This window comes from Streptomyces sp. NPDC001415, from assembly GCF_053597395.1.
Genome location: NZ_JBSFIE010000002.1, coordinates 165,332 through 190,755, shown reverse-complemented (window position 1 = coordinate 190,755; position 25,424 = coordinate 165,332). Strand labels below are relative to the sequence as shown.

23 protein-coding genes are annotated in these 25,424 nt (G+C 68.6%); 9 read left to right on the top strand and 14 right to left on the bottom strand.

The features are described from left to right. The 3 genes from ACWC2B_RS03045 to ACWC2B_RS03035 all read right to left on the bottom strand — a co-directional run bounded on the left by ACWC2B_RS03045 (position 1) and on the right by ACWC2B_RS03035 (position 2,546). Entirely contained in the window at positions 1–378 is a 378-nt protein-coding gene (locus tag ACWC2B_RS03045) for a 4'-phosphopantetheinyl transferase family protein (protein WP_450714675.1), read from the bottom strand. A 177-nt stretch (positions 379–555) separates the two neighbouring features. After that, a complete protein-coding gene (locus tag ACWC2B_RS03040; protein WP_450714674.1) occupies positions 556–1,698 on the bottom strand; it encodes an MFS transporter in 1,143 nt (380 codons plus the stop codon). An 83-nt stretch (positions 1,699–1,781) separates the two neighbouring features. Continuing rightward, positions 1,782–2,546: an AfsR/SARP family transcriptional regulator gene (locus ACWC2B_RS03035; protein ID WP_450714673.1), complete on the bottom strand. Its 765-nt coding sequence runs from the start codon at positions 2,544–2,546 to the stop codon at positions 1,782–1,784. A 588-nt stretch (positions 2,547–3,134) separates the two neighbouring features. Here ACWC2B_RS03035 and ACWC2B_RS03030 point away from each other — a divergent pair. Both ACWC2B_RS03030 and fabG read left to right on the top strand, forming a co-directional pair. Further along, positions 3,135–4,526, top strand: coding sequence for a cation:proton antiporter (locus ACWC2B_RS03030; protein ID WP_450714672.1), 1,392 nt, complete (start codon positions 3,135–3,137; stop codon positions 4,524–4,526). 110 nt (positions 4,527–4,636) lie between these two features. Beyond that, positions 4,637–5,434, top strand: a complete 798-nt coding sequence (fabG, locus tag ACWC2B_RS03025) for a 3-oxoacyl-ACP reductase FabG (protein ID WP_450714671.1) — start codon at positions 4,637–4,639, stop codon at positions 5,432–5,434. A 360-nt stretch (positions 5,435–5,794) separates the two neighbouring features. On the opposite strand, the gene ACWC2B_RS03020 is transcribed toward fabG, so the two are convergent. The 6 genes from ACWC2B_RS03020 to ACWC2B_RS02995 all read right to left on the bottom strand — a co-directional run bounded on the left by ACWC2B_RS03020 (position 5,795) and on the right by ACWC2B_RS02995 (position 11,150). Next, on the bottom strand, positions 5,795–6,790 hold the full coding sequence (locus ACWC2B_RS03020) for a beta-ketoacyl-ACP synthase III (RefSeq protein WP_450714670.1): 996 nt from the start codon (positions 6,788–6,790) through the stop codon (positions 5,795–5,797). A gap of 169 nt (positions 6,791–6,959) precedes the next feature. Beyond that, positions 6,960–7,697, bottom strand: coding sequence for a DsbA family protein (locus ACWC2B_RS03015; RefSeq protein WP_450714669.1), 738 nt, complete (start codon positions 7,695–7,697; stop codon positions 6,960–6,962). A 2-nt stretch (positions 7,698–7,699) separates the two neighbouring features. After that, positions 7,700–8,560, bottom strand: a complete 861-nt coding sequence (locus tag ACWC2B_RS03010; protein ID WP_450714668.1) for an alpha/beta fold hydrolase — start codon at positions 8,558–8,560, stop codon at positions 7,700–7,702. Continuing rightward, positions 8,550–9,677, bottom strand: coding sequence for a beta-ketoacyl synthase N-terminal-like domain-containing protein (locus ACWC2B_RS03005; protein WP_450714667.1), 1,128 nt, complete (start codon positions 9,675–9,677; stop codon positions 8,550–8,552). The genes ACWC2B_RS03010 and ACWC2B_RS03005 overlap by 11 nt, the downstream gene beginning before the upstream one ends. Continuing rightward, positions 9,677–10,885 (bottom strand): beta-ketoacyl-[acyl-carrier-protein] synthase family protein, encoded by a 1,209-nt coding sequence (locus tag ACWC2B_RS03000; protein WP_450714666.1) that lies wholly within the window; start codon positions 10,883–10,885, stop codon positions 9,677–9,679. Before ACWC2B_RS03000 ends, ACWC2B_RS03005 begins: the two co-directional genes overlap by 1 nt. 4 nt (positions 10,886–10,889) lie before the next feature. Next, positions 10,890–11,150: an acyl carrier protein gene (locus ACWC2B_RS02995; protein ID WP_450714665.1), complete on the bottom strand. Its 261-nt coding sequence runs from the start codon at positions 11,148–11,150 to the stop codon at positions 10,890–10,892. Positions 11,151–11,383: 233 nt separating this feature from the next. Here ACWC2B_RS02995 and ACWC2B_RS02990 point away from each other — a divergent pair, with 233 nt between their 5' ends. Beyond that, a complete protein-coding gene (locus ACWC2B_RS02990) occupies positions 11,384–12,058 on the top strand; it encodes a lysophospholipid acyltransferase family protein (protein WP_450714664.1) in 675 nt (224 codons plus the stop codon). Between the two features lie 87 nt (positions 12,059–12,145). Here ACWC2B_RS02990 and ACWC2B_RS02985 read toward each other — a convergent pair whose 3' ends face one another. The 5 genes from ACWC2B_RS02985 to ACWC2B_RS02965 form a co-directional block, all read right to left on the bottom strand. Beyond that, positions 12,146–12,910, bottom strand: coding sequence for an SDR family oxidoreductase (locus ACWC2B_RS02985; protein ID WP_450714663.1), 765 nt, complete (start codon positions 12,908–12,910; stop codon positions 12,146–12,148). Then, on the bottom strand, positions 12,910–13,167 hold the full coding sequence (locus ACWC2B_RS02980) for an acyl carrier protein (protein WP_450714662.1): 258 nt from the start codon (positions 13,165–13,167) through the stop codon (positions 12,910–12,912). Before ACWC2B_RS02980 ends, ACWC2B_RS02985 begins: the two co-directional genes overlap by 1 nt. A gap of 37 nt (positions 13,168–13,204) precedes the next feature. Then, positions 13,205–13,999 (bottom strand): SDR family oxidoreductase, encoded by a 795-nt coding sequence (locus ACWC2B_RS02975; RefSeq protein WP_450714661.1) that lies wholly within the window; start codon positions 13,997–13,999, stop codon positions 13,205–13,207. 114 nt (positions 14,000–14,113) lie between these two features. Beyond that, positions 14,114–15,109: a beta-ketoacyl synthase N-terminal-like domain-containing protein gene (locus ACWC2B_RS02970; protein WP_450714660.1), complete on the bottom strand. Its 996-nt coding sequence runs from the start codon at positions 15,107–15,109 to the stop codon at positions 14,114–14,116. Beyond that, positions 15,106–16,299 carry a beta-ketoacyl-[acyl-carrier-protein] synthase family protein gene (locus tag ACWC2B_RS02965; protein ID WP_450714659.1) on the bottom strand — a complete coding sequence of 398 codons (1,194 nt, stop codon included), beginning with the start codon at positions 16,297–16,299 and terminating at the stop codon, positions 15,106–15,108. Before ACWC2B_RS02965 ends, ACWC2B_RS02970 begins: the two co-directional genes overlap by 4 nt. Before the next feature lie 384 nt (positions 16,300–16,683). Here ACWC2B_RS02965 and ACWC2B_RS02960 point away from each other — a divergent pair, with 384 nt between their 5' ends. The 6 genes from ACWC2B_RS02960 to ACWC2B_RS02935 all read left to right on the top strand — a co-directional run bounded on the left by ACWC2B_RS02960 (position 16,684) and on the right by ACWC2B_RS02935 (position 25,400). Continuing rightward, complete coding sequence (locus ACWC2B_RS02960; protein WP_450714658.1) at positions 16,684–17,616, top strand: sterol desaturase family protein; 933 nt, start codon at positions 16,684–16,686, stop codon at positions 17,614–17,616. Then, on the top strand, positions 17,613–19,202 hold the full coding sequence (locus ACWC2B_RS02955; protein ID WP_450714657.1) for an MFS transporter: 1,590 nt from the start codon (positions 17,613–17,615) through the stop codon (positions 19,200–19,202). The genes ACWC2B_RS02960 and ACWC2B_RS02955 overlap by 4 nt, the downstream gene beginning before the upstream one ends. A gap of 112 nt (positions 19,203–19,314) precedes the next feature. Continuing rightward, positions 19,315–20,913, top strand: coding sequence for an isocitrate lyase/phosphoenolpyruvate mutase family protein (locus ACWC2B_RS02950; RefSeq protein ID WP_450714656.1), 1,599 nt, complete (start codon positions 19,315–19,317; stop codon positions 20,911–20,913). After that, entirely contained in the window at positions 20,910–22,037 is a 1,128-nt protein-coding gene (gene aepY, locus ACWC2B_RS02945; protein WP_450714655.1) for a phosphonopyruvate decarboxylase, read from the top strand. Before ACWC2B_RS02950 ends, aepY begins: the two co-directional genes overlap by 4 nt. Continuing rightward, positions 22,034–23,149 carry a 2-aminoethylphosphonate aminotransferase gene (locus ACWC2B_RS02940; RefSeq protein ID WP_450714654.1) on the top strand — a complete coding sequence of 372 codons (1,116 nt, stop codon included), beginning with the start codon at positions 22,034–22,036 and terminating at the stop codon, positions 23,147–23,149. Before aepY ends, ACWC2B_RS02940 begins: the two co-directional genes overlap by 4 nt. A 31-nt stretch (positions 23,150–23,180) precedes the next feature. Beyond that, a complete protein-coding gene (locus tag ACWC2B_RS02935) occupies positions 23,181–25,400 on the top strand; it encodes an FAD/NAD(P)-binding protein (RefSeq protein WP_450714653.1) in 2,220 nt (739 codons plus the stop codon). The last annotated feature ends 24 nt before the right edge of the window (positions 25,401–25,424 follow it).

Below are 25,424 nucleotides of genomic sequence, written 5' to 3'. Positions count from 1 at the left end.
TCACCTCGCGTGGAGTGAAGTGCAGGGTGGGCGGCGGGGGTTGAGCAGCACGACACAGCAGGCGTGGCCGGGACGTTCCAGTTGGATGTCGACCCAGGCCGAGCCGCGGCCGTGGTGGTCGCGGCCGATGTCGCGCAGCCCTGTGCCGGTGGCCTTCACATAGGCCTCGCGCCGGGTCCAAGCGCGGTACCGGACTGCGATTCTGTCCGTGGTGCCGGCCGAGGACCACCAGTCGTACTCAGCCGGGGAGAAGAAGCCCGCGGCGATGTCGGTGACGATGCGAGCGGCCTGCGCACGCTCGTCCGGGGCCGGCTCTGCCGCGTAAGCCTCGAATCGGTCACTGTGCGGGAGTGGAACCTGTGTTGCCCATACCTGCACCGGGTGGCCGAAGGGGTGGTATTCGCCCAGAGCTGTGCATCAGGGGTGGTGGCATCCACTGGCGATCGCCTCGGGGTGGTGGTGCGTCATAGGACGGGCCGGCAGGCAGTGCAGTGATCGATCGGTATGACGTGGACGCACCCTAACCACAGCCGCTAAAACGTCACTTACCTCCGCTTAAAGCATGTTGACCCAGTTGGTGCGGGTCTTGGCCGCGACAAGGAAACACGCCGGGATCGTCACCACTGAGAAGGTGACGACTGCGGTCAGCAGATCGGTTGACGTGGCCAGCAAGCCGACACCGATGACGGGCAGTCCGACTCCGAGGTAGGTGATCATGTAGAAGGCGGAGAGAATTTCTGCCCGCGATTCCTGCGGTGCCAATTCGTTCACCCTGGCCAGGGCGGCGATGAAGGTAATGCCTTGTCCCGCCCCGCCGCAGGCGGCGGCCGCAAGGAGCAACCAGAGTGAGCGGGTGCCTCCGGCGGCTGCCAGCATCGCCAGGCCGACGCAAAGCAGGAGCAGACCGGTCGTCGGCCGTGCCGCGGCGCCCGCGCGCGCCAGCCCATACTGTGTGCCCGCGGCGAATAGTAGGAACATGCCCGCGGCCGTGCCGGAGAGCAGCAGGTCGTGGCGGTGCAGGATTGTGGTGGCGTATGACGGCACTACGGCAAGGAAGAGTGCGACGGTGGCCCACCCCAGGACGCTGACGGCGGAGGCGAGCGCAAACCGCCGCCGCAATGGGGTCGGTATGCGGGGTCGGTGGAAGCGTCGGACACCGGGCCGCGTCTGCCCGGGCAGCAGGGTGACAGCGGCCGCCGCCAGGGCGAGCAACGCCAGTTCGACGAGGTAGGTCAGGCGTAGCGGTAGCGGCGCGTGTTGTCCGAGGAACCCGGAGAGGATCGGGCCGATCCCCCCTCCACCTGTGATCATGGTGGAGGCGAGCAGGGACGCCCGCGCGCGATTCCCCGCGGGTTCCGTCTCGACGAGGGCGGCGGTGAGCGCGCTGGAGGCCGCGCCGACCGATACCCCCTGCAGTGCCCGCGCGGCGAACAGCCAGGCGACGCCGTCGGCGCAGAAGAACAGGAGCGCCGCCACCGCTGCGAGCGCAATAGCGGGGCCGGCCATGCGGCGGTACCCGATACTGTCGGTCAGAGCCCCGGCGAGCATGGCCGTGGGGATCAGGGTGCCTGCATACACCGCGAAGATGAGGGTGACTACCAGCGGCGAGAACCCGAACTCGGTCTGGTAGCGGGCGTACAGCGGGGTCGGCATGTTCGTGCCGACAGTCAGCACGAAGAGGATGTAGGCGGCTGCCACGAAAGGAAGGCGGGCGCCGGGCCTGAGTCGGTCGTACCAATTCGCGGTCTGTGACCGCCCCAGGTATTGGCCCCCGGTGACTCTCACGAGGCGTACGCGGAGGACAGCGGCCGAGTGTGGTCGTCAAGCCACGGCTCCCGGGCGAGGATCGCGCGATGCAGATTGTGCAAGCGGTTGCAGGGTTCCATGCCCAACTCCTCGTGGAGTGTCTTTCGGATGCGCTGGTATGCCATCAGGCACTCCGGTATCCGCCCGCTGCGGTAGAGGGCGATCATCAGGCAGGCGTGCACGGTTTCCCACATGGGGTGCTCCTGAGCCAGTCCGTAGAGCTCGCCGATGAGCTGGCTATGGCGGCCCAGCCGGAGTTCCAGGGTGAGCCGCTGTTCGTGTAGGGCGTTGCGCCGCTCGTCCAACTGCTGGGCGTAGCCCTCCAACGCGGGTGTGGTGCGCACGTCGGCGAGTGCGGCTCCCCGCCAGAGCATCAGCGACTCGGACAGCAGCCGGGCGGACTCCAGAGGCCGGTCGATGTGGATGGCCTGTTGGGCCTTGGCCGCTCTGGATTCAAAGAGGAGGAGGTCGAGGCAGTGCTCGTCGAACCGCATCGTGTAGCCGGATGCCGTGGTCGTGATGAGGTTGGGGCTCGCGCCGGCCTGGGTGAGCTGCCCACGCAACTTGGAGACATATACCTGGAGCGCCGTGGCAGCTGTGCGCGGTGGCGTCCCGGCCCAAAGATCGCTGATGAGCCGCGTGGGGGAGATCACGTGGCCCGCGTGCATGCAGAACAGGGCCAGGAGTGACCGGATTTTGAAGGCCTGCGGGGTGACTATCTCGCCGGCGTCCGTCTCCACTTCTATCGTGCCCAGAATCCTAAACCTCATATGCACTCTCGCTTATTTTTCGAAGGCTTTTCCTGTCCAGATGGCGCGCTGGACGTCAGGCGTAAAAAATCATGGACGGGCGCCTGGGGGACGTCAAGTGGTCGAAGGTCGAAAACCGAGATACCGCGGCGATTCCAGTGGGTGGTTCGCTGAGCAGCTGACGAATGAACCGTGGTGTAGAATCTAATTCCTAGGCGCCCTTTAAATATATCTATATCGTGACATCTAGTAGAAATTCCTTGAAGGGTGATTCCAGTATTTGCCCGCAGGTGATCGCAGGCAGGGTTGAAATCCAGACAACTTTCCCCTCCCGCGGGTCAAATCATTGTAAATAATGGCTGGGTGCTGCGCGCCTGGCTGCGGGGCTAGGGTGATGCCAAGGTTTGGGCATACTTAAGCGAGCTGTTAGTGAGGTTGCCCGCGCGCTGGGCCCCTGGTTGGTTGCGTGCCAAGGTGTGGCGACCATGCGCGAGTGTTAGCGCTTAGGGGATATTTAGGCACTGCTTCAGCGCAGGATGACAGGCTCGTGCGGTGTATCCGACGAGCGATCCAAGGGGCATGATGCAGCATCTCGCTTTTTATTCTCCAAGTGATCCAAATCTCGAACTTACTCTAAAAGTACTGCCTGCGATACTTGCCATTCTGGCCACATCCGCGCTCTGTGGGCGACTGGCGCTCATGGTTAAACAGCCGCGAGTGCTCGGTGAGATGGTCGCCGGGGTTCTTCTTGGCCCCACATTGCTGGGACTTCTGTTTCCTGAATTTCAGAGGTCGCTCTTTCCGGCAGATGTGAAGCCGATTCTCTACGTGTTGAGCACTATCGGGCTCACGTTGTACATGTTCCTGGTGGGCGCCGGAATCGATCACAAAAAAGAAACCAATAAGAGTGGGGAAGGTGCGAAAGACGCAGGAGGAGTGAGGCAGGGGCGGCATGCGATGCTGCTCGCTGTGTCGGGCGTGGTCCCCTCACTTGTGCTGGGCGCCGCGGCAGGACTGCTGTGGTACTCGCGGCTCTCCAGGCACGACGTCTCCCGCATGGAGTTTGCCTTTTTCCTCGGCGGTGCTCTGTCCCTCACGGCCTTCCCCATGCTCGCCCGCATCTTGTACGAACGAGGCCTGGAGAACTCGCCGCTGGGCAGACTGACACTGATCGCCGCCTCCATGGACGACGCGGCCGCCTGGTGTTTCCTCGCGGTGCTGTCCGCCGTGCACGCCGGCTCGGGCCCCATGAGCGCGCTGGAGAGCATCCTGCTCGCTGCGCTCTTCACCATCGTGATGATCTTCGGGGTAGCGCGGCTGCTGCGCCCACTCGGCGCCAAGGTGGCACGAACGAAGAACCTCACGCTCGGTCAGATGTATGTCGTGGCATTCGTCGTCCTCGGGGCTGGATGGTTCACGGACCGCATCGGCATCTACTCGGTCTTCGGCGGGTTCATCGCGGGGCTCGCAATGCCGCGGGACGCTGCGTTCCGTGAAGCGCTGCACGGCAGAATGATGGACTTTGTGAGCGTCTTCCTGCTGCCGATCTTCTTCGCGTTCTCCGGGCTCAACACCAAGCTCAACGGCGTAGCCGGTGTCACCATGCTGCTTGCCTTCGCGACGTTGTTCGCTGCCGGGTTCCTCGGTAAGTACGTCGGCTGCGGGCTCGCGATGCGGGCGGTGGGATTTTCCTGGCGGGAGTCCTGGGCGGTGGGCGGCCTCATGAATGCCAGGGGCCTGATGATCCTGATCTTCATCAACATCGGTCTCAGCCAGCACATCATCTCCCAGGAGGTCTTCTCGATCCTGGTCCTGGTCGCGGTAGTGACCACGGCCGCAGCTGTGCCGCTTTACCGATGGGCCCTTCCACCGACGGTAGAGGTGCGTGGCGCAGCCCGTGTCACCGACGCGGCGAGCCCGTCGCAGGGAGACCAGGCCGAACCGCGTGAGATGGCGGCCGATGCCTCTTGACAACAGCAGGACGCGCGTTTGGTGAGATCTCCACGCGTGAGGAAATTAAGCGGCTCTTTATAGGCCGATGCTTTCCTGGGACGCAAATGTGCCACGACCCTGGAGGGATCTTGTCCAACGAAATCGCTGAGGGCGGGCCGCACGCCGCGCCCGACATGGAACGCGAGCCGGACATCCAGCGTCGCGTTCTGGTGACGGGAGCGGCCCGCGGGATTGGCCGGAGCATCGCCCTCAAGCTCGCTGCGGAGGGGTACGACGTCGTCGGCTGCTACCGGTCCGAGAGCAAGCAGGCCCGGGAGACCCAGGAGGAGGTCGAATCCCTGGGTGTACGGGCGCTGTTCACAGAGTGCGATATACGGGACCGAGACGCCGTCGAGGAGATGGTGGCACGGGCCGAGAGCGAGCTTGGCCCCCTCACGGCGCTGGTGAACAATGCGGGAATCACCAGGAACGGCCCCATGCCGCTGCTGGCGGGCGAGGCCTGGGACGAGGTCGTCGACACCAATCTCACCGGCACGTGGAACGTGTGCCAGTCGGTCCTGTACCGCTTCCTGCGACGCAAGTCCGGCGCCTGCGTCAACATCTCCTCCATCGTCGCCCTCAGCGGCTTCGTGACCATGAGCAACTATGCCGCCAGCAAGGCGGGCATCATCGGCATGAGCAAGTCCCTCGCGCGGGAGGTCGCGGCCCATGGTGTTCGGGTCAACGTGGTTGCTCCTGGAATCACTGATACGCAGATGATGGAGGACATCCCCGTGCCGATGCGAGAGAAGATGCTGGAACGCATCCCGCTCAAGCGGTTCGGTCGCCCCGAAGAGACCGCCGAACTGGTCGCCTATCTCCTTTCCGACCGTGCGGAGTACATCACCGGCCAGGTGATCCGGGTGGACGGCGGCGCGGCGCTGTGACACCCCGACCGACGAGGGGTGCGAGCAGCCGTCCCTGACAGGACAGGCGCGCACTCGCCGCGTCCTCGTGCGCGTCTTGGAGGACGCACACGAGGACGCGGCGACACCGTTGCCTCCGCCCACGGCGTACGCCGATGGAGATCGGCAGTTCCGTTGGCTCCCCGCACCCGACGCTGTGAGCCCGAACCGACGCTGGATCCTGGACGTCGCCACCGATGTCCTCAGTGGTAGAGCCCCACAGACCAGCGCCCGCCATGAACGCCCCATCGCACCAGCTCCATGAGCAGGAACCCCCAACTCGTGCGCGCCGACGGCCCCAACGGCGGGTGCCGGCCTTGGGCGGGACGGTGATGCCGCTGGTCAGGGGCAGATCACGACTTGTGCCGCGTAGCTCAGCCCGGCGCCGAATCCGACGAGCAGCAGAATGTCGCCGCTGGTGATCCGACCGGACGCGCGCATGTGGTCCAGGGCGATCGGGATCGACGCGGACGAGGTGTTGCCCGACTCTGCGATGTCGTCGGCGACCACCAGGTCGGGCCGCGCTCCGTCCGCCTTCAGCTGCTTGGCGATGGAGTTCACGATGCGAAGGTTGGCCTGGTGCGGCACCAACGCGTCGATGTCGGCCAGCTGGAGCCCCGCCCGCTCGACGGCGCGCGCGGCGACCGGGGCGGCTGTCTCTGTCGCCCACCGATAGACGGACAGCCCGTCCTGCTCAATGTGCCTACGGTTCCAGATGCCGACGGTCGACACCTGGTCGCCCGCGCTGCCCCACACGACCGGCCCGATCCGGGGTTCGTCGGACGGGCCGACGACAGTGGCCCCGGCCCCGTCGGCGAAAATGATGGCGGTGTTGCGGTCGGAGTGGTTCACCCAGTCGGTGAGCTTCTCGGCGCCGATCACCAGGACCCGGCCCGCCGAGCCCGAGCGCACCAGGTCGGACGCGGTGTTGACGGCGTAACAGAAGCCCGCACAGGCCGCGTTGATGTCGAAGGCCCCGCTGGCGCGGATGCCGATCCGGTCGGCCACCTGCGCGGCGGCGTTCGGGATCGGAGCCGGCATCGTGCAGGTCGCAACGATGACGGTGTCCACGCCGGACGGATCGACCCCGGCGTCGGCCAAGGCCTTGGCGCCTGCCTCCACCGCGAGGTCAGCGACCGAGGTCTCGGGACCGGCATACCGGCGATTCACGATGCCGACCCTGGTCCGGATCCATTCGTCGCTCGTGTCGAGCACAGCGGCCAGGTCGTGATTGGACACCACCCGGTCCGGCAGGGCGCTGCCCAGGCCGAGCAGCCGGGTGTGCGGAGAACCGCTGACCGAACGCAGCCTCTTGCCCGGGGTGTTCATGCCGTCCATGCCTTTCTTCGTGGGGCGAACCGGTTTATTCGTCATGCTGGGACATGCGGGGGCGCCGAGTGACAGGCCTCGCGACAAAGTGCCCAGGCCTCTGTCAGGAGTTGCCTACCTGAAAATCCGGTGCTCCGGAGAACCTGGGTTCTCCGGAGCACCGAGCCGGGCCGCGAGGTCAGCCGCAGCCGCCTGCCGTGTCCCGGTCGTACGCACCGATCTGACCCGTCAGCTGGACTGGTACGCCGTGCAACGGATCGGTCTTGGCGGCCAACGAGGCCTCGGTGGAAGGGGCTTCGCCGTACGCGGCCTCCAGGGCGGCGACGAACTCGTCGAGCCGGTCGAGGCCCCACAGCCGCTCCCGGCCGATGCGGAAGTAGGGGAAGCCGAAAATGTCGTCCTCCCATGCCGCCTCAAGTACTCCCACCCCTTCGGCCCGGATCTCCGGGTCGAACTCGGCGGCCCGCAGTGCGGCACCGTCGAGCCCCGCCGCGTCGGCGGTCCTGATGAAGACGTCCTCGTCGTAGATGCGTTCCCCGCGGTGCCAGCGCGCCTCGACCAGGGCCCGGTACAGGACGTGTTCCTCGCCGCGGCGGCGGGCCGCCAGCCAGGCAAGGTGCGGCAGTTCCCACTCCTGGCCCGCCTGGTCGACCGGCCACGCCAGCGGATAGCCGAACCGGGCCGCCGTCCGCTTGATGTCACCCAGCATGTACAGGTGCTTTGCCTTGCTCATCGGCGAGTACAGCACCTCGGCGCCGCGGTCGTGCAGCGCCCGCCCGAGCTCGGTGTCGGGCTCCCAGAACGGGTAGTAGTCGATCAGCTCGGTGGCCCGTGGGAAGCGACGCTCAAGCTGGTCCACCGCCATCCAGCTGTACGGGCTGCGGAGGCTGAAGTACAGCCGGGGACGCTTGCGCATGTTCATGCCCTCCCTCGCGGGCCGGTAAGTGCGCCGGCGCTGGCCACCGCGCCGGCCAGGAAGTCGGCGAACTCGGCCGCTACTTCGGCCGCGTGGCTGACGTGGAAGCAGTGGCCGTAGCCGGGCCGGTGTGACACCTTGGCCGCGGGCATCGCCAAGGACAGGGCCGTGCCCCGTCGCCTGATGAGCGCGGGGTCGCTCTCGCCCACCAGCACCCGGGTCGGCGTGCGTATGCCGGAGACCGGGAAGGTGCCGGTGGCGGCGAACCGCAGATACAGCGTGTGAATCCCGCCCGGACCGATCCGGTCGAGCGTGGTGTCCACGATCGACTCGAAGAGTGCTTCGTCCATGCCGTCGTAGCGGCCGCCCAGGGCAATGCGGATGCCGTCGGCGACCGCGAACCGGAACGCGGCATTGAACTCCCGTTCCAGCGCGTCGCCCACCGTGTCCTCGGCCGGGCGGTAGAAGGGCGCGAACAGCATGGCTGTCGTGAGGTCCGGGGCGTCCGGGGCGCTCAGCAGCTCCAGGACCGCGTTCGCGCCCAGTGAGTGCCCGAGCAGCGAGTGAACGGGAGCGTCGAGCAGTTCCAGAGCGCCGCGCAGCCACGCTCCCGGGGTCCCTGCGCCGCTCCAGGCGTAGTCGTTGCCCGCCCGCCACGGCAGGTCGAGGGCGACTACCTGGTAATCCCCCGCCAACTCCCGTGCCAGCGGCTGCCATTCGTGCCAGCCACCCTCGGCTCCGTGCACCGCGACGACCAGTGGCCCGGCGCCTTCGGCCAGGAGACGGACACCGACATGGTGCCCGCCGGTCTTCCGGGCGGATATCTCGGGTGCGTCCTGCGGACGCTTGCGCTCACTCTTCACCGTCGGTTCCCTTCCTGCTCCAGCCGCGGAGGAGCACTGCGCCGACCGCGCCGTCCGGTGAGACCGAGGTCACCAGGGACAGCTCGCCGTCGTGCCGGGCATCTGCCCGGTGCCGGGCGAGAACCGCGGCGATCTGGACCATGCCGGAGGCGCCGCCGCATTCCCCGGCCAGCTCCTTGATCCGCAACCGCTCGGGGCCGCCGGAGCCGAACACCTCATGCAGTGCTGCCTGTTCGACCTCGTCGAGGCGGGTGATGCCGCCCTCGCCGGTCGATGCGACCGTGACCTGGTCCGGGGTGACACCCGCCGTGCTCAGCGCGGCCCGAATCCGCTCGGCCAGGCCCGCCGCGGGACCGGCGCCGTCCGGCTCGTACTGGCCGAACTCGGCGGACAGGATCTCCGCGTCCATGGGCCGCCCGGCTGCCCTGACCGCTCGGGCGTCCTCGGTGACCATCACCACTGCGGCTTCGCCGAGCGGGACTCGGGAGGGGTCACCCGAGTGCGTGTGGTGGTCGCCCCAGGCTCGGTGCGCGCTGAACTCCTCGGTCGCGCCGAGGAGCAGGGTGTCGGCGTGCCCCCGGCTGATCAGAGTGCGGCCGTAGCGGAGAACCGACACCGCCGCCAACTCGCCAGCCGGAATAGTGCAGTTGACGCCGCGAAGCTGGTGCCAGATGGCGCAGCGGCTGGCCGCGCAGTTCATCACGGCGTTGGGGAAGAGCAGCGGCTCCACCATGTACGGGCGGTCGTTGACCAGTGTCTCCCGGTCGAACTCGGCGGTTGCGCGCAGGCTGCCCAGCGTGGTGCCCAGCACCACACCGACCTCGTCGCGGTTGTCCTCGTCCACGACGATGCCCGAGTCGGTGAGCGCCAGACCGGACGCCGTGACAGCGAACGCGGTACTGCGGTCCAGGCTGCCGGTCCGCTTGCGGCCCAGGTGGTCGCGTACGTCGAAGTCCGTGATCGCATGGGCCTTCGGCTGCGGCAGCGGCTCGTCGAACATGGCGCTCACGTCAGCGAGCCCGCTCCTGCGATCGGCCACGGCCCGGGTGAACTCGTCCGCGCCTGCCCCTAGGGGCGACAGGATGCCCCAGCCCGTGACTGCGAGTGTGGCCGGCATCAGGCGACCTCCCCGAACACGGTGACCGCGTTGTTTCCACCGAACGCGAACCCGTTGTTCTGCACGATCCGCAGCCGGGCCGGACGCGCGGCGTTCGCCACCGGGTCGATGCCCTCCAGCTTCGGGTCCGGGGTGCGGTAGTTGATGGTGGGCGGCATGAACCCTTCCTTGAGGCCGAGTACGGACGCGATGGCACCCAGGCCACTGGCCGCGCCCATGGTGTGGCCCAGCATCGACTTGATGGAGCTCATGGGCGGCGGGTTCGCTCCGAACACGTCCCGCACCGCGTTGGTCTCGGTGAGGTCGTTGGCTGGGGTGCCCGTGCCATGGGCGCAGATGTAGTCCACGTCGGACGGGGAGATCCCGGCGTTCTTGTGGGCCCGGCGGATGCAACGGGCAATACCTTCGGCGTCCGGCGCCACTGGATGGCTGGCATCGCAACTGAGGCCGTAGCCGAGCACTTCGGCGTAGATCCTGGCGCCACGTTCCCGCGCCGAGTCCAGCGTCTCCAGGAACAGCGCCGCGGCGCCCTCGCCGGCCAGTACTCCGGTGCGATCCCGGTCGAAGGGCGAGCAGGCGTCCTGCGCCATCAGCCCGCAGCGGTAGAAGCCCGCGTGGCCCCAGCGCACGATGGAGTCCGCGCCGCCCGCGACCATGTAGTCCAGCTCGCCGCCCGCGATCATGTCGTAGGCGTTGCCGATGGTGTAGTTGCTCGCCGAGCAGGCCGCCGAGAGCATCATCGCGTCGCCGGTGAAACCGAGTTCACGGTTGACCGCCGCGCCGATACGAGATGCCGGGGTCAGCGCGAATTCCGTGCCGGACAGGTTGCCGAAGCCGTCCCGCACCCAATCCTCGGTCAGGTGCTGGACGCTGAGAGCCTCGCCGGTGCAGGTCCCCACGCTGGCGCCGGACCGGCTGCCCGTGATCAGCTCGGGGTCGATCCCGGCGTCCTCGACGGCGAGCCGGGCGGCGGCCGCCGCGAACAGGCTGCTCTGGCCCCAATCGGCGGGTTCGAGCCGTTTCAGGATCGACTCGGGCTCGAAGCCCCGGACCTCGCCGGCCATGATGTGCGGGAAGCCTGTGGTGTCGAAGCTGGAGATGGGGGAGATTCCGCTGTGCCCGGCGCGCAGCCCGGCGCCGAAGGCGGCGATCCCGATCCCGATGCTGGTAACCGGTCCGAGCCCGGTGATGACAACGCGCCGGTCCACGTGCTCAGTCCTGCCAGTTCGCGATGTTGGCGACAACCTTGTAGACAGCGGTGAGGCTCGTCATGTTCGGCAGCTCGGACTGCGGCAGCTCGATCTTGTACTTCTTCTCGATACGGGCCAGCAGTTCGATGGCGCGCAGCGAGTCGCCGTCGTGGTCCTCGATGAACAGGTCGTCGTCGCCCAGGTCCTCGGGCTCTATCTCCAGGGCCGCCGCAGCCAGTTCCCGCAGTTCTTCGAGACGCTGTGCCTGCAAGGTCTGGGACATGTCATCCTCCAATTAGCGTGTTCATTAATGGGTATCGGGTGACCCGAACAATAGATGAGAAGTAGAGTAGCGACAGTCCACTAACCACATGCTAAAGCGTGGCTTTCATCTGGCTGACACCCGCCCTTAAGGTGGCTTGCGGTTGCAGGCCATTCGAATCAGGATTCGCCACGAAAGCTTCTGTGAGGAGCTGGCCGGCCCCTCACGTACAGACAGAAAGATGGGTCGCACGCATGCTGTGGACGCTGCTGAGGTGGCTTTTCGTTATTCCGCTGAGGGTCATTCTGCGCCCTCGTGTGCGAGGAGTCGGCAACATACCCAAGAATGGGCCGTTCATCGTCGCGGCCAATCACCTGTCGTTCTTCGACTCCATCTTCATCTCGCTGCTCGCGCCCCGACGCATGTACTTCGTCGGCAAGCAGGGCTGGCTGGAACAGCCCGGTCTGAAGGGAAAGATTCAGGGGCTGTTCTTCCGGGGCGTCGGAATGGTGTCGGTGGACAGCGGAAGCGGCTCGACGACGATGGCGGGTCTGGAGACTTCCTTGCGCCTTCTCGGTCAGGGGCACGGACTGGGCATCCACATCGAGGGCACCAGGTCGCCCGACGGCCGCCTCTACAAGGGGAACACCGGCACCGCCTGGCTGGCGCTGCGCGGCGGCGTGCCGGTTGTCCCGTGCGGCGTGCGGGGCACGGAGCGGGTACACCCCAAGGGCGCCAAGCGGCTGCACATCGCCCGGTTCGATGTCTGGTACGGCAAGCCCCTGCACTTCACCGAGCACCACGGCCGCGAGTCCGACCGCAAGACGCGCCGTCAGGTGACCGACCGGATCGTCCAGGAGATCGGGGCGCTCACCGGGCAGGAGTACGCCGGCATCTACGCGGAGACCGCGAAGAGCCGACTTGCCTGACGGGGCGAGGCTCCTCCCGATGGCAGGGGCCTCGCCGTGTCAGCCGTTGCGGCTGGGGCCCGCCGCCGCATGCGCCCCCTTCGCGGCTCAGCCGCTGATGCCGCCGTCGATCTGGAGCACTTGGCCCGTGATGTACGCGGACCGCTCTGAGACGAGGAAGGCGACGGCGTCGGCGACCTCGGCGGCCGTCCCCGCCCGGCCGAGCGGGATCTGCCGCAGCACCTTGGTCCGCGCCTTCTCGTTCATACCGTCGGTCATGTCCGTGGCGATCAGGCCGGGCGCCACGACATTGGCCCGAATGCCGAACCGGGCAACCTCCTTGGCCAGCGACTTGGTGAAGCCGATGATCCCGGCCTTGGACGCCGCGTAGTTGGACTGCGTGGCGTTCCCGTGCACCCCGGTCACCGAGGAGATGTTGACGATGGCACCACCCTGCTGCTTGATCAGCGGGAAGACCGCCGCGCGGCATGCGTTGTAGGTGCCGGTGAGATTCGTGTCGATGACGCTGTGCCAAGCCTGCGGGCTCATCGTCGCCAGCGGGGCGTCACTGACGATGCCCGCGCTGGTCACCACGGTGCTCAGAGGGCCGAGCTCCTTCTCGCTCGCCGCTACGAAGTCCGCCATGGCCTGCGCGTCCGTCACGTCCACCGCGGCTTCGAACACCCGGCCGCCGTGCTTCTCGGCGAGCCGCTCGATCTGGTCGGCGTCCTCGGGGCGGCTGCGGTAGCAGTAGCTGACGTCGTGCCCCTCGGCGAGCAGGCGCTCCACTACCGCGCGGCCGATGCCGCGCGACCCGCCGGTGACGAGCGCGACCTTGCGATCTCCCGCGGCACTGCTGATGTCCTGGGTCATCACGCTGCCACGGCCTTCTCGGTGAGCAGGTCGAAGACGGACTTGAGGGACCGCACGTCCTGCAGGTTCGCCTCGTTGACCTTCACCTGGTACTTGCGCTCCAGCGTCACCAGGATCTCCATGGCGAGGAGGGAGTCGACGTCGAGGTCCTCCTTGAAGTCGGCGGTGTCGGTTACTTCGTTCACGTCGATGTCGATGACCTCGGCGATGGTGTGGCGAAGGTCCTCAAGGTCCAGGACCGGCGGCGTCTGCGGCATGGGTTTCTCTTCCGTTGTTCGAATGTGGTCGGGTGGGTCAGACCAGGCCTTCGCCGCCGTCGACAGCGATGGTGTTGCCGGTCAGCCAGGACGAGTCGCTGGCGGAGAGCATCACGATCGCCTCGGCGACGTCCTCGGGCGTGGTCGTCCGGCCGTGTGGGTTTCCCTCCGCGGCACGCCGGGCGAGGTCGTCGCTGCCCGGGATGCGCAGCAGTGCGGGGGTGGGCGTCATGCCGGCCCGCAGGGCATTGACCGAGATGCCCGCGGGAGCGAGTTCCACGGCGAGCTGGCGCACATGGGCGCCAAGGGCGGCCTTCGCGGCGGCGACGGCACCGTAGCTCGGCATGGCGTGCTCGTCACCGCGGCTGGTCAGGGTGAACACGCTGGCGCCCCGAGGGAGCAACCCCGCCACGTACAGGTCGCGGACCCAGTAGACGAGGCTGTGCCCCATCACGTCGACGGTCATGTTCATCTGGCGCTGCGTGATCACATCAGGTTGCCCGTCCTGCGGGATGAACGGGAGCAGGCTGCCAAAGGCCAGCGAGTGCAGCAACACCCGCACGCCCTGCCCGTCCGTCAACTCGGCGAGCTCAGCGACCAGGTCGGCGCGGATCTGCGCACTGGCCGCGTTGCAGTTGTGGAAGGAGACCTGGACGCCGGTGTCGCGGAGCTCCGCGATCAGCTCGTTGACCTCGTCCTCGTGGGCGGCGGTGCTGAAGTGGACCCCGAAGATGTTCGCGCCCTCTCGCGCCATGGCCAGGGCGGTGGCCTTGCCCATACCGCTGGAGGCGCCGAGGATCAGGCACCACGTTCCCTTGACAGATGACAGCATTTCTACCTCTTGGTTCGTGCACGTGATCCGCGTTCGGGATCCGTTTTCCGGGTACGCACTTCTGTGCGCGTACGAGGCGTACGCACACCGGATTCTTCGTCCGTGTACAGGAGTTCAGGCCGTGGTGGGGCCCACGGTGTCCGGTGCCGAGACCAGCGCGAAGGCGGTGTTGCCCTCGCGGCCGGCAACGGCCACCACATGGGTGCCGGGTCCGGCCGTGCGCAGTGCGCGGACGAGCAGTTCCACGGGCGTCAGCGCCCCCGCACGCGGCGTGGACAGGGCTTGTGCCACCCGTACCCTGCCGCCGCACCAGGCGCGTACCGAGGTCTCGACGGCGGCGGCGACGGGTGAGCCGTCTGTGACCAGCCGCACGGAGACCGGGCCCGAGCCGGTCGGGCCAGGGGCATGCAGTGCGTCCAACGCCTCTCGCACCGCACGGTCGGCACGCTCGCGGCCCGGCGCCCGGTCCAGGGCAGAGGGCGGCACGAAGCACAGGGCGGTCCGCAGGAGCGCGCCGTCCGCCTTCAGCCCGGCATCGGTGGGGCGCAGGACGAACAGCGCGGCGCCCTCCTCGGGAGTGGCCTTGCCGGAATGGGGGTCGGCCGCCTCGGCCGCTCCGGCGAGGACCACGTCGCCGCGCCCTTCCGCGAGTTCCTGCGCCGCCACGTGCAGAGCTTCGAACCCGGCGACCCGCGGTGAGGTCAACGTCAGGTTGAAACCCTTCATACGGTGCTCGGTGGACAGCTTTGACGCGACCAGGTTGACCGAGAAGAACGGCGTGGTCATCGGGCTGAGCAGCCGGATGCCGTCCTGCCGTACGGTCTCCTCGATTTCGGAGTGCAGGGCCGCCACTGCGCTGTTGGTGCCCACCACAGCCGCCCTCCGCTCCTCGGCGAAGGGCTCCGTCGCGGCCTCGCCCCCAGGGGAGCTCAGGGCCTCGCGAGCGGCGGCCAGGAGGTACTGGCAGGCGTCAGGAAGGTATTTGTAGCCGCGCGGCCCGAGCCGGGTGCGGTAGTCGAACCAGGCCTCGCCGTGCGCGAGCCCGGAGGGCGGCACCACAAGCCCCACGCCCGCGACGGCGGCCTCCGCCACCGTGGTCCCGGCTGTCACAGCGCCTCGCCTCCGAACACCATCGAGAAGTTGCTTCCGCCGAATCCGTACGCACTGAGAAGGGTGTTCACCCCGGACGCCGGGGTCGGTCCGTCCTGCGGCAGCCACACGGGGCAGTCGGGATCCTGCCGGTCGAGGAGTACGTTCGCCGGAACTTCCCCGTGCCGGGCGATCAGCGCCGCGCAGACCGCGGCGAACGCGGCGGCGGCCCCCGCGCTGTGGCCGATGAAGGCCTTGAGGCTGAACAGCGGCACCCTGTCGAGGTGTCCCGCGAATACCTCGCGCAGGACTCGTGACTCCAGCCCGTCGTTCTGCTCGGTGCCAGTGCCGTGCGGGATGACCAGGCCGATGTCCTGAGGCGCGGTCCGGGCCTCGCGCAGTGCCTCCCGCGCCACCCGCACCAGCTGCCCACCTGTCGGGTCCGGTGCGGTGGGGTGGTGGGCGTCGCAGCTCCACGCGCTGCCGCGCAGTCGGCCGTAGCGGCGGCGGTCGCCGGCGGCCCGCGCGGACTGGACGACGAGCATCGCCGCACCCTCGCCGAACACGGTGCCCCGACGGTTCTCGTCGAACGGGCGGCACACCTCGGGGTCGTTGGCACCGAGCCTGCTGAAACTGGACAGCGGCACCGTGCCCAGCGCGTCCGCCCCTCCGACCAACACCGTGTCCGCATCGCCCCGGCGCACCATGCCCATGGCGAGAGTCAAGGCATAGCCGCTGGCGGCGCAGGCATTGCTCACGCTGAGGTTGGTGCCGAACGCGCCGAACTCATCGGCGACCGCCGAGGAGAGGGAGAACATGGGCGACCAGTCGGCCGCGCCGTCGGCTCCGGTGCCTGGGCCGGGCCCGCCGTCGCGTTCCCCGGTCGCGCCCCCCGCTGTGCCCATCACCACGGCCATGTCCGCGATCTCGGCGTCGCTCAGACCTGCGTCGGCGACCGCTTCGCGGGCGGCGTACAGAGCGAACTCCGTTGCGCGGGCCTGCCGTTCGGTGGGCGTCGCCCCCCACGGCCCCATGCCGGTCACCTGGTAGGCCAGGGCGTCGGGGACCCGTTCGGTCAGACCGGGCACGGCTGTCGGACGGCTGTCAGCCGTCCTCAGCCCGGCCCAGAACTCCTCGGCGCCCAGCCCCAGGCAGCTCACGGTGCCGACTCCGGTCACCAGGACGTCAAGGGGGGCAGGGGGGGAGTGCATGCTTGGCTCCCTCTCATGGCAGCTGGCGGTGGCGGAGGCGGACGGGATCGGCGCGGGGCGACCCTCGATGTACCGCGCGAATATGGACGTGGCCGGAGTTCAATTCCAGGGCGATACGTAACCGCGGTACGCATTATTCAGCCAAGTCGAGGCGAGCGTACAGAGTCATCACTAAAACTGGGCTTAATCACTGCTAAGAGGCAGCTTGTCTGCTCCTGAAATGTGTGGCGGATGACTGTGATAGCGGAGCGAAAGGTGATTGTTAAGTTTGGCTTTAGGGCGTCCGGATTATGCTCCTACGCAACAACAAGATGGCACCCGGTGGCGTTTTTATGAACCCGCAGGGCACATCCGGCAGGGGCGCATGAATCAGAGGAGATACCGATGCTCGACAAGGTGATGGACCGGCTGCACGACCCAGCGGTCTACGCCCTCCCCGCGATGGCGCTGCTGATCATCATCGAGTTGGTGGCGATGAAGTTCAGCGACGACGAGGAGCAGACGGGGTACGACCTCAAGGACCACCGGACGAGCATCCTCACAGGCCTCGGCTCGCTGATCTCCTCCACCCTGCTGCGTACCCTGGCCCTTGCGCTGTATCTGTTCGTCTACGAGTACATCGCCCCGTGGCACCTGCCCTCGACGAACTGGGCGACCCTGGTCTTCGTCTTCTTCGGGGTCGAGCTGCTCCTTTACGTCTACCACCGGGCCTCTCACGCGATCCGGCTGATCTGGGCGGGCCACCAAGTCCACCACTCCAGCCAGTACTTCAACCTCTCGACAGCTCTGCGCCGCAAGTGGGCTCAGTGGTTCGAGAAGGCGATCTGGTTCCCGCTGCCTCTCCTCGGCGTGCACCCCGCCCTTGTCTTCTCCATGCATTCGATCCATCTGCTGTACGGGCTGTTCTCCCACACGGAGAAGATCGGCAAGCTGCCCCGTTTCATCGAGTACGTCTTCGTCACGCCGTCCCACCACCGCGTGCACCACGGCACCGAACCCGAGTACATCGACAAGAACTTCGGCAGCATCCTGATCATCTGGGACCGCATCTTCGGCACCTTCCAGCCAGAGGTGCGGCGCCCGACGTACGGCCTGACCAAGCAGATCAACAGCTACAGCATCTGGCACGTCCAGGTGCACGAGTTCGCCACGATGCTCCGCGACGTGCGCCAGGCCCGCACCTTCAAGCACAAGCTCGGTTACGTCTTCGGCCCGCCCGGCTGGAAGCCCGCCGAGGAGCGGAACCGTGAGCAGGGCGGCGACGGCTCCGGACAGCCGGGAGCCACTACCGGAAGGACCAGTGAAGTTCTCGCATGACCGAAGACACCCGATCGGAACTGCGCCCTGACGGGCCGGCGGAACGGCAGCCCGCCGACTCCGCCCGGCGGGGCGTGCGCGGCCACGCGTGGCTGACCCTGGTCACGCTGTCCGTCGGCGCGATGATGGTCTCGCTCGACGGGATGATCGTCACCGTCGCCCAGCCCGCCATGCAGAGCGATCTGGGCGCCGACCTCACGGGCATCCAGTGGGTGACCAACGGCTATCTCCTGACCGTTGCCGCGCTGCTCATCACCGCGGGCAAGATCGGCGACCGCTTCGGCCACCGCAACGGCTTCCTCATCGGCGTCACCGGGTTCACCGCGGCGTCGGTGGCCATCGGCCTGTCCGGGAGCCTGGGCTGGGTCATCGGCCTGCGCATCGTCCAGGGCGCCTTCGGGGCTCTGATGCAGCCCGCCACACTGAGCCTGCTGCGCAGCGCCTTCCCGGCCGAGCGGCTCAACATGCCGATCGCCGTGCGCAGCGCGGTCATCGCCGCGTCCACCGCTGCGGGCCCTGTCGTCGGCGGACTGATCGTCGAACACGCCGACTGGAGCTGGGTGTTCTTCCTCAACGTGCCGCTCGGCGTGATCGCGCTGGTCCTCGGCCTCACCGTGCTGCGCGACGTCCGCGCCGACGGCGCCGCCGGCCGGTTCGACGTCACCGGCATGGTGGTCCTCGCGGGTGCCCTCTGCTCACTCGTCTGGGGCTTGGCCGAAGTCCCGCACAAGGGCTGGGCGGACACCGTCACCCTGCTCGCGCTCATCGCCGCCGCCGTGCTGATCGCCGGATTCGTCTGGTGGCAGGGACGGGCAGCCGACCCGTTGGTGCCGCTGCGGATCTTCCGGTCGGCCCGATTCTCCGTCGGGGTCTTCACGATGGTCGTCATGGGCTTCGTGATGGTCGCGGCCCCCTTCGTCCTCGTGTTCTACCTGCAGAACGTGCTCGGCCTGACACCCGCCCAGTCGGGCATCCGGGTACTTGCGCTGACCCTGCTGATGATCGTCGGTGCGCCCCCGGCCGCCATGTGGATCAGCCGTTCGGGCCCGCGTACCCCCGTCGTGCTGGGCCTCGGTGTGATCGCGGCCGCGATGGCCGCGCTGTCTCAACTGGACGCCGAATCCAGTACGTTGAAGATGACGCTCTTCTTCTTCCTGCTGGGCCTCGGCTTCAGCCCGGTCATGGTCGGCGGCACCAAGCTCGTCATGAGCAGCGCCCCGATCGAACTGTCCGGCGTCGCGGGCGGCATGCAGCAGACTGCCATGCAGATCGGCGGCAGCCTGGGCATCGCCACCGCAGGCACGATCATCGCCGCGCACACCGCGTCGGTGCTGCCCGGCCGGCTCGCGGCCGACGGTATCGCGCTCGCCCCGGAGCATGCCGACGCGGCCGTCCGCAAGGCCGCCGTCGGGCTTCCCCCCGACCTCGGACTCTCCGGGGCCGCACAGGAACTCCTCACCCGGGCCAGCCAGTCGGTGTTCCTGGAGGGCATGCAGTACGCGCTCATCGCCACCGCTGTCGTGGCCGCCGCCGGAGCCCTGGCGGGACTCGCCATCGGCCCCGGGAAGACCGCGAAACAGCAGTGAGCGGGCGGCCCGCACCCCGGGCCGCCCGCACCCCAAGCCTTCCCTCATCAACCGCACCACGTGGGCTGCCCCAACGATGCTGTGCCGCCCCTCACGCACTAGGAGAATCGGCATGAGTGCCGCGACGACACAAGCAAGTCCGGCGAGCGCCACCCCTGCGGCGGACCGTCTGCGCGAACTGTTCGCACGGCCCGGCGTGGTACGCATCGCCGGAGCCCACAATCCGCTCGGCGCCCGGCTCGCCGAACGCGCGGGCTTCGACGGCGTCTGGTCCAGCGGCCTGGAGGTGTCCGCCTCGCAGGGCGTCCCCGACACCGACATCCTCACGATGAGCGAACTGCTCGGCGTGGCCTCCTCGATGGCCGCCGCCGTCGGCGTGCCCGTCGTCGCCGACTGCGACGCGGGTTACGGCAACGCCCACAACGTGATGAACATGATCCGCCGCTACGAGGCGGCGGGCATCGCTGCGGTGTCCATCGAGGACAAGCGCTTCCCCAAGGTCAACAGCTTCATCCCGGGCCGTCAGGAGCTCGCGCCCATCGGCGAGTTCTGCGGAAAGCTCGCCGCCGCCAAGGAGGCCCAGCGTCACCCAGGCCTCATGGTCATCGCCCGTATCGAGGCGCTCATCGCGGGCTGGGGCATGGACGAGGCGCTGCGCCGCGGCGAGGCGTACGCGCGGGCCGGTGCCGACGCCGTACTGATCCATGCCAAGGGCGACTCTCCGGAACCCATCCTCCGATTCCTGCGGGAGTGGACCCTGCCCACGCCCGTGGTTGTCGTCCCCACGACGTACCACACGATCACAGCGACCGAACTGGGCGAGGCGGGCGCCAAGCTGGTCATCTACGCCAACCACGGCCTGCGTGCCGGGATCAATGCCGTCAGCGACACCTTCCAGGCGATCCTGAGGGAGGACCGCACCACCGGCATCGAGGACCGCATAGCCCCGCTGGCCACCGTCTTCGACCTCCAGGGCATGGCCCTGCAGAAGCGCCACGAGGCCGAGTTCATCACCCCCTTCGAGAGCCGGGCGCGCGCGGTCGTCGTACCGGGCGCCGAGGAACCCTCCGCCGAGGCGGCGGTGCTGCTCGACCACCAGAACGCGGCGCTGCGACGCTCCGGCATCGAATCGGTGTCCATCGCCACGTCCGCGGACGCCCCCGCCCAGCGCCCCCAGGACACGGTGGTGCTCGCCGAGCACACCGATGCCGCCGGTGCCGTGCTGGCACTCCCCGCCACCCAGCTGGGGGCCACCCTGCTGCTCTCCTCCGACGCGTACGTCCAGAGCGAGCCGCTGGTCCAGCTGCTGGCCGCCGGAGGCGACGCGGCCGTCCTCGTGGACGTCTCAGCCAACGGCGAGCGCCGTGCCGACGCCCTGCCCCTGCGCCTCAACTCCCGCGTCCACGACGGCCGCAGGGTGTCGGGCGGGGACGGCAGCCGGGTCACCGGCGTCGGTGGGCAGGACGCCGACGGCGAGTTCGCCGGAGCCGCCGCCTTCTCCCCGCAGGGCTTCGCCGCGCTGCGCGAGGCCGCCGACAAGCACCGTGCCAACGGCAGTCGCGCCACCCTCGCCGACCTGCTGGCCGACCTCATCGAGGCCGGGCACCAGGTGGGTGCGGTCGAGATCGGCTCCGGCTGGATGGAGCTGCGCACGGCAGCCGACGCCCGACGCGCCGCCGCACTGCTCGCCGGTCAGGGGGAGGTCCGTTGAGCACCGCTGCCGCGGCCGGTCTCAAGCCGAGCGCCGTCGTGGACCTGCTCCACGACCGCGGTTTCGGCCCGTTCACCGGGGTTCCCTGCTCCTTCCTCGGGCCTGTCATCACCTGCCTCGAAGCCGAGCACCCGCAGGACTACGTCATCGCTGCCAACGAGGGTGAAGCCGTTGCCATCGCGGCCGGTGCGCGCCTCGCGGGCCGCCGCCCCGTGGTCATCCTGCAGAACTCGGGGCTCGGCAACACCGTCAACCCGCTGACGTCGCTCTGCCACACCCTGCGCCTGCCGGTCCTGCTGTTCGTCACCTGGCGCGGCCGCCCCGGCAACCCGGACGAGCCGCAGCACGAGCTGATGGGCGAGATCACCCCCAGCCTGCTCACCACCATGGGCATCCGCAACGAACTGCTCCCCGACGACCAGGCCCGGCTCGCCGAGCGCCTGGACGCGGCGGATGAGCACATGACAGCGACCGGACTGCCGTTCGCCTTCATCGTGCCCAAGGGTGCCATCGCCCCCTATCCGAAGCCCGCCGAGCCCTCGACGAGCGGCCCCGGGCTCATGCTCAGGGCGGCAGCGATCAGCGAGGTCGTCGGGGCGATGGACCCGCGCACGCTGCTCGTCGCCACCACCGGCAAGACCGCCAGGGAACTGGAACGCGACTTCGACCGGCCCGAGAATCTGTACGTCGTCGGGTCGATGGGCTGTGCTTCCAGCGTCGCCCTCGGCGTCGCCCTGCACACCGAGGGGCGCCCGGTCGCGGTCCTCGACGGCGACGGCGCGGCCCTCATGCGGCTGGAGGCGATGGCCACCATCGGCCGTCAGCGGCACACCTCCCTGACCCACATCCTGCTCGACAACGAGGCCTACGAGTCCACCGGCGGTCAGCCCACCGCGTCGGCCGGCGTGGACTTCTGCGCGATCGCGACGGCCTGCGGCTACCGGGCAACGTATGACGTGTCGGACGCGGACGGACTGCGGGACGCGGTGCGGCGCGCACAGCAGGACGGCGGCCCCCAGCTGATCCGGGTCCGCATCGCGCCAGGTTCCGACCCCCGCCTGGGCCGCCCGGCGCTGCGGCCGCCGCAGTCGGCAACCCGATTCATGGAGGCGGTCTCCCGGTGAGCGACACCCTCGGTACCACGCACCCCCGGCTGGTCCTGATGAACCCCGGACCGGTCATCACCGACGACCGGGTCCGTGCGGCACTCGCGGGACCTGACATGTGTCACCGCGAGCCGGAGTTCTCCGAACTCCTCACCCGAGTACGGCACAAGACCACTCTGGCCGCCGGCGGCGACGAGCGGCACACCTCGGTCCTCCTGACCGGGTCTGGCACCAGCGCCGTGGAGGCCGCCATCAGCTCGGCGGTGCCCGCCGACGGGGCACTCCTCGTCCTCGACAACGGCCACTACGGTGAGCGCTTCCAGCACATCGCCGCCGCCCACGGCATCCGGACCCATCGCCTCGAATTCGGCTGGGCCACCCCCCTCGACCTCGCGCAGGTCGAGGCGGCGCTCGCGGCGGACCCGGGGCTCAGCCACGTCGGTGTGGTCCACCAGGAGACCAGCAGCGGCATGCTCAACGACGTGGCCGCGGTCGCCCGGATCGCCCACACGCACGGCCGTCAGGTCATCGTCGATGCCGTCAGCACCATCGGCGCCGAACGCCTCTCGCTCGCCGAGGACGGCATCGACTGGCTCGCGGGCTCTTCCAACAAGTGCCTGGAAGGGGCCCCCGGCCTCGCCTTCGTCAGTGCTGCGAGGGACGCTTTCGAGCGTCTCGGCGGTGCCCAGGGGCGCACCTACTACCTGGACCTCTACCGGCACTACACGGCCCAGGAGAAGGCAACGGCCCCCGCCTTCACGCCCGGCATCCCCGCCTACTACGCCTTCGACGTGGCACTCGACCTCGCCCTCGCCGAAGGGTGGCAGGCCCGCCACGCCCGCTACACCGCCCTCGCCGAGCGGCTGCGCACCGGCCTGGAAACGCTCGGCCTGGAGATCCTGCTGCCGCCCGAGCAGCGGGCCGCCGGACTCACCACTATCCGCATCCCCGCACAGAGCAGCTACACCGAACTCCACCGGGGCCTGCGCGCCGAGGGGTTCGTCATCTACAGCGCCCAGGAGCGGCTGGCCCGGGACTTCTTCCGGCTGTCCACCATGGGCGGCATGACGGAGTCCGACATCGACCGCTTCCTCGACGTACTCGCCTCCCTCCTTGCACCCCTGGTCTGAACCGATTCCGCCCAACCAAATGAGGTAACAGGTGACCACCCCTGACGCGTCGGTCCGGGCCGTGCCGGCCGGACGCTCCTATCGGCTTGCCCTCGTCGGCGGCGGCCCGCGGGCGACGTACGCCCTGGAGAGGCTGTCGGCGACGATCGGCAGGCTCGGCCCCGGGCAGAAGCTCCAGGTGCGGGTCTTCGAACGGACCGGGGAGTTCGGCGCGGGGCAGGCGCACAGCCCCGCGCAGGCGCGCACCAGCTACCTCAATCGGATCGGCTCTCAGGTGAGCTTCGCCGCCGATGGGACCGTCACCGGGGCCGGGCCACTGCGCCCGGAGGCGGAGCGGCCCACCCTCCACGAATGGTGTCGCCGCCGCTTCGAAGCCACCGGCGACCCGGACTTCGACCTGGCACCGGAGGACTGGCCCAAGCGGTATGTGCACGGGCTCGCGCTACGCGACATGTTCGACACGTTCTCCGCCGACCTGCGCCGTCACCCTGGTGCCGAACTCCATCTGCACCAAGCGGAGGTCGTGGATGTCGAATCGTCCGACGACGCGCTCACCGTGGTGACCGCCGACGGCGAACGCCACCCGGCCGACGAGGTGCTGCTACTCACCGGGCACTCCTACCACGATCCGGAGCGGAACCCGGCAGGGCGGCGGCTCGCCAGATCCGCCGCCGCCGGCGGTGCTCGCTACATTCCCCATCCGTACCCGATGGACCGGCAACTCGGCCCGGACCGCTGCGGCCCCGAGGCCGTCGTCGGCTGCGCGGGTATGGGCCTTACCGCCATCGACACCATCCTCCACCTGACTGAGGGGCGTGGCGGCCGGTTCGACGCCGCGCCCGGCAACGGCCTGGTGTACCGGCGCGGTGGCGCCGAGCCCGCGGGCATCGTCGCCTTCAGCGGGTCCGGCCTCTTCACCTTCGCCCGGCCCGACAACCACAAGCCGAGCGACGGCTCCGGCGACCACCAGGGCACCTTCCTCACCCACGAGGCGGTGCGCCAGCTCCGCGTCAACGTCGGCAGCCCCTACCCGGGCGCGAGGGACGAGCGGCAGCCGCAGCTCGACTTCGAGAAGGACGTACTGCCGCTGGTGGTCCTGGAGATGGCCCATCTGCACTACGTCACCCTGTTCGGTCCCGGCGTCGCCATGTTCCTCACCCAGCGGGTCATGCCGGACTATCTCGCGTTCCTGTCCGGGGCCTTGGCCTCCGGCGCGGCTCGCGACTGCCTGCTCGTACCACTTGATAGGGCGGTCGACCAGGTGACCGACGTCCTGGACTCGGTGCTGCGCGGTGTCCACACCGTTGCCGAAGTCCAGCCCTCGGTGTCCTGGCCGGTGCGGGACGCCCTGCTGCACTGGACCCGTGTGGTGTTCGGTTCCCGCGCGGAGCAGGAGGTGCGGCGCTGCGTGGACCGGGCACAGCCGCCGAAGCTCGCGCTGGATGGCCTCACTTCGCCGGTTGCCCTCGAAACCGCCGTCACCGCCAACCGATTCAGCTGGGACGATGCCGTCAGTCCAGTCCGCCCGCAGTCCTGCCCGGAGCAATTCCGGCGCATGGTGAGGGAGTTCATGGAACGTGACCAGCGGTGGGCGGACCAGGGGAACCGGCTGAACCCGCACAAGGCGGCCTCCGACGGGGTCTGGCGCGACCTGCGCGCAGTCATCTCGTACGCCGTGGATGACGCGGGACTGACCGCCGCCTCCCAGCGAACTTTCCTCAACCGCTACGTACGCCATCACAACCGGCTCGCCAACGGGGCCGCCCCCGAGATCATGGCAAAGATCACGGCGCTGATCGACTGCGGGTTGCTCGACGTGGGAGCCGGGCCCGAGGCGCGCGTACGGCCTGACGAGCCGACCGGGCGGGTCGTTGTGGACGGCCCGCACACCGGGTTCGTCCGGCCGGTCGACGTGCTGGTCGACGCCCGCATGCACGCCTTCGACCCGCGGGCGGACGTCCTTCCGCTCTACCGCAACCTCCTCGCGAGCGGCATGGTCCGGCTGTGGCGCAACGCCTCGGCCGACGGTGAGGACTTCGTGCCTGGAGGCCTCGACCTCAGCCCTGAGTTTCACCCCGTGCGTGGTGACGGCAGCATTGAGTCCCGCATCACCGTGCTCGGCGTACCCACCGAAGGAGCCCGCTCCTTCCTCCTGTCAGCGCTGCGCCCAAACGCCGACCACTACGTCATGCGCGACACGCTGACCTGGCTCAACGGGTTCTGGGAGACGGTGGAGACCACCGCCAGGTGAAGCCAATGACAAGAGGCGGCCGCA

What these genes read in the sequence shown, in the direction of transcription:
- ACWC2B_RS02965 (WP_450714659.1), bottom strand. Translation starts at nt 16,299, where the DNA reads ATGCACTCCCCCCCTGCCCCCCTTGACGTCCTGGTGACCGGAGTCGGC.
- ACWC2B_RS03015 (WP_450714669.1), bottom strand. Translation starts at nt 7,697, where the DNA reads ATGCGCAAGCGTCCCCGGCTGTACTTCAGCCTCCGCAGCCCGTACAGC.
- ACWC2B_RS02990 (WP_450714664.1), top strand. Translation starts at nt 11,384, where the DNA reads ATGCTGTGGACGCTGCTGAGGTGGCTTTTCGTTATTCCGCTGAGGGTC.
- ACWC2B_RS02955 (WP_450714657.1), top strand. Translation starts at nt 17,613, where the DNA reads ATGACCGAAGACACCCGATCGGAACTGCGCCCTGACGGGCCGGCGGAA.
- ACWC2B_RS03030 (WP_450714672.1), top strand. Translation starts at nt 3,135, where the DNA reads ATGATGCAGCATCTCGCTTTTTATTCTCCAAGTGATCCAAATCTCGAA.
- ACWC2B_RS02995 (WP_450714665.1), bottom strand. Translation starts at nt 11,150, where the DNA reads ATGTCCCAGACCTTGCAGGCACAGCGTCTCGAAGAACTGCGGGAACTG.
- ACWC2B_RS02985 (WP_450714663.1), bottom strand. Translation starts at nt 12,910, where the DNA reads ATGACCCAGGACATCAGCAGTGCCGCGGGAGATCGCAAGGTCGCGCTC.
- ACWC2B_RS02960 (WP_450714658.1), top strand. Translation starts at nt 16,684, where the DNA reads ATGCTCGACAAGGTGATGGACCGGCTGCACGACCCAGCGGTCTACGCC.
- ACWC2B_RS03005 (WP_450714667.1), bottom strand. Translation starts at nt 9,677, where the DNA reads ATGCCGGCCACACTCGCAGTCACGGGCTGGGGCATCCTGTCGCCCCTA.
- ACWC2B_RS03020 (WP_450714670.1), bottom strand. Translation starts at nt 6,790, where the DNA reads ATGGACGGCATGAACACCCCGGGCAAGAGGCTGCGTTCGGTCAGCGGT.
- ACWC2B_RS02980 (WP_450714662.1), bottom strand. Translation starts at nt 13,167, where the DNA reads ATGCCGCAGACGCCGCCGGTCCTGGACCTTGAGGACCTTCGCCACACC.
- ACWC2B_RS02950 (WP_450714656.1), top strand. Translation starts at nt 19,315, where the DNA reads ATGAGTGCCGCGACGACACAAGCAAGTCCGGCGAGCGCCACCCCTGCG.
- ACWC2B_RS02975 (WP_450714661.1), bottom strand. Translation starts at nt 13,999, where the DNA reads ATGCTGTCATCTGTCAAGGGAACGTGGTGCCTGATCCTCGGCGCCTCC.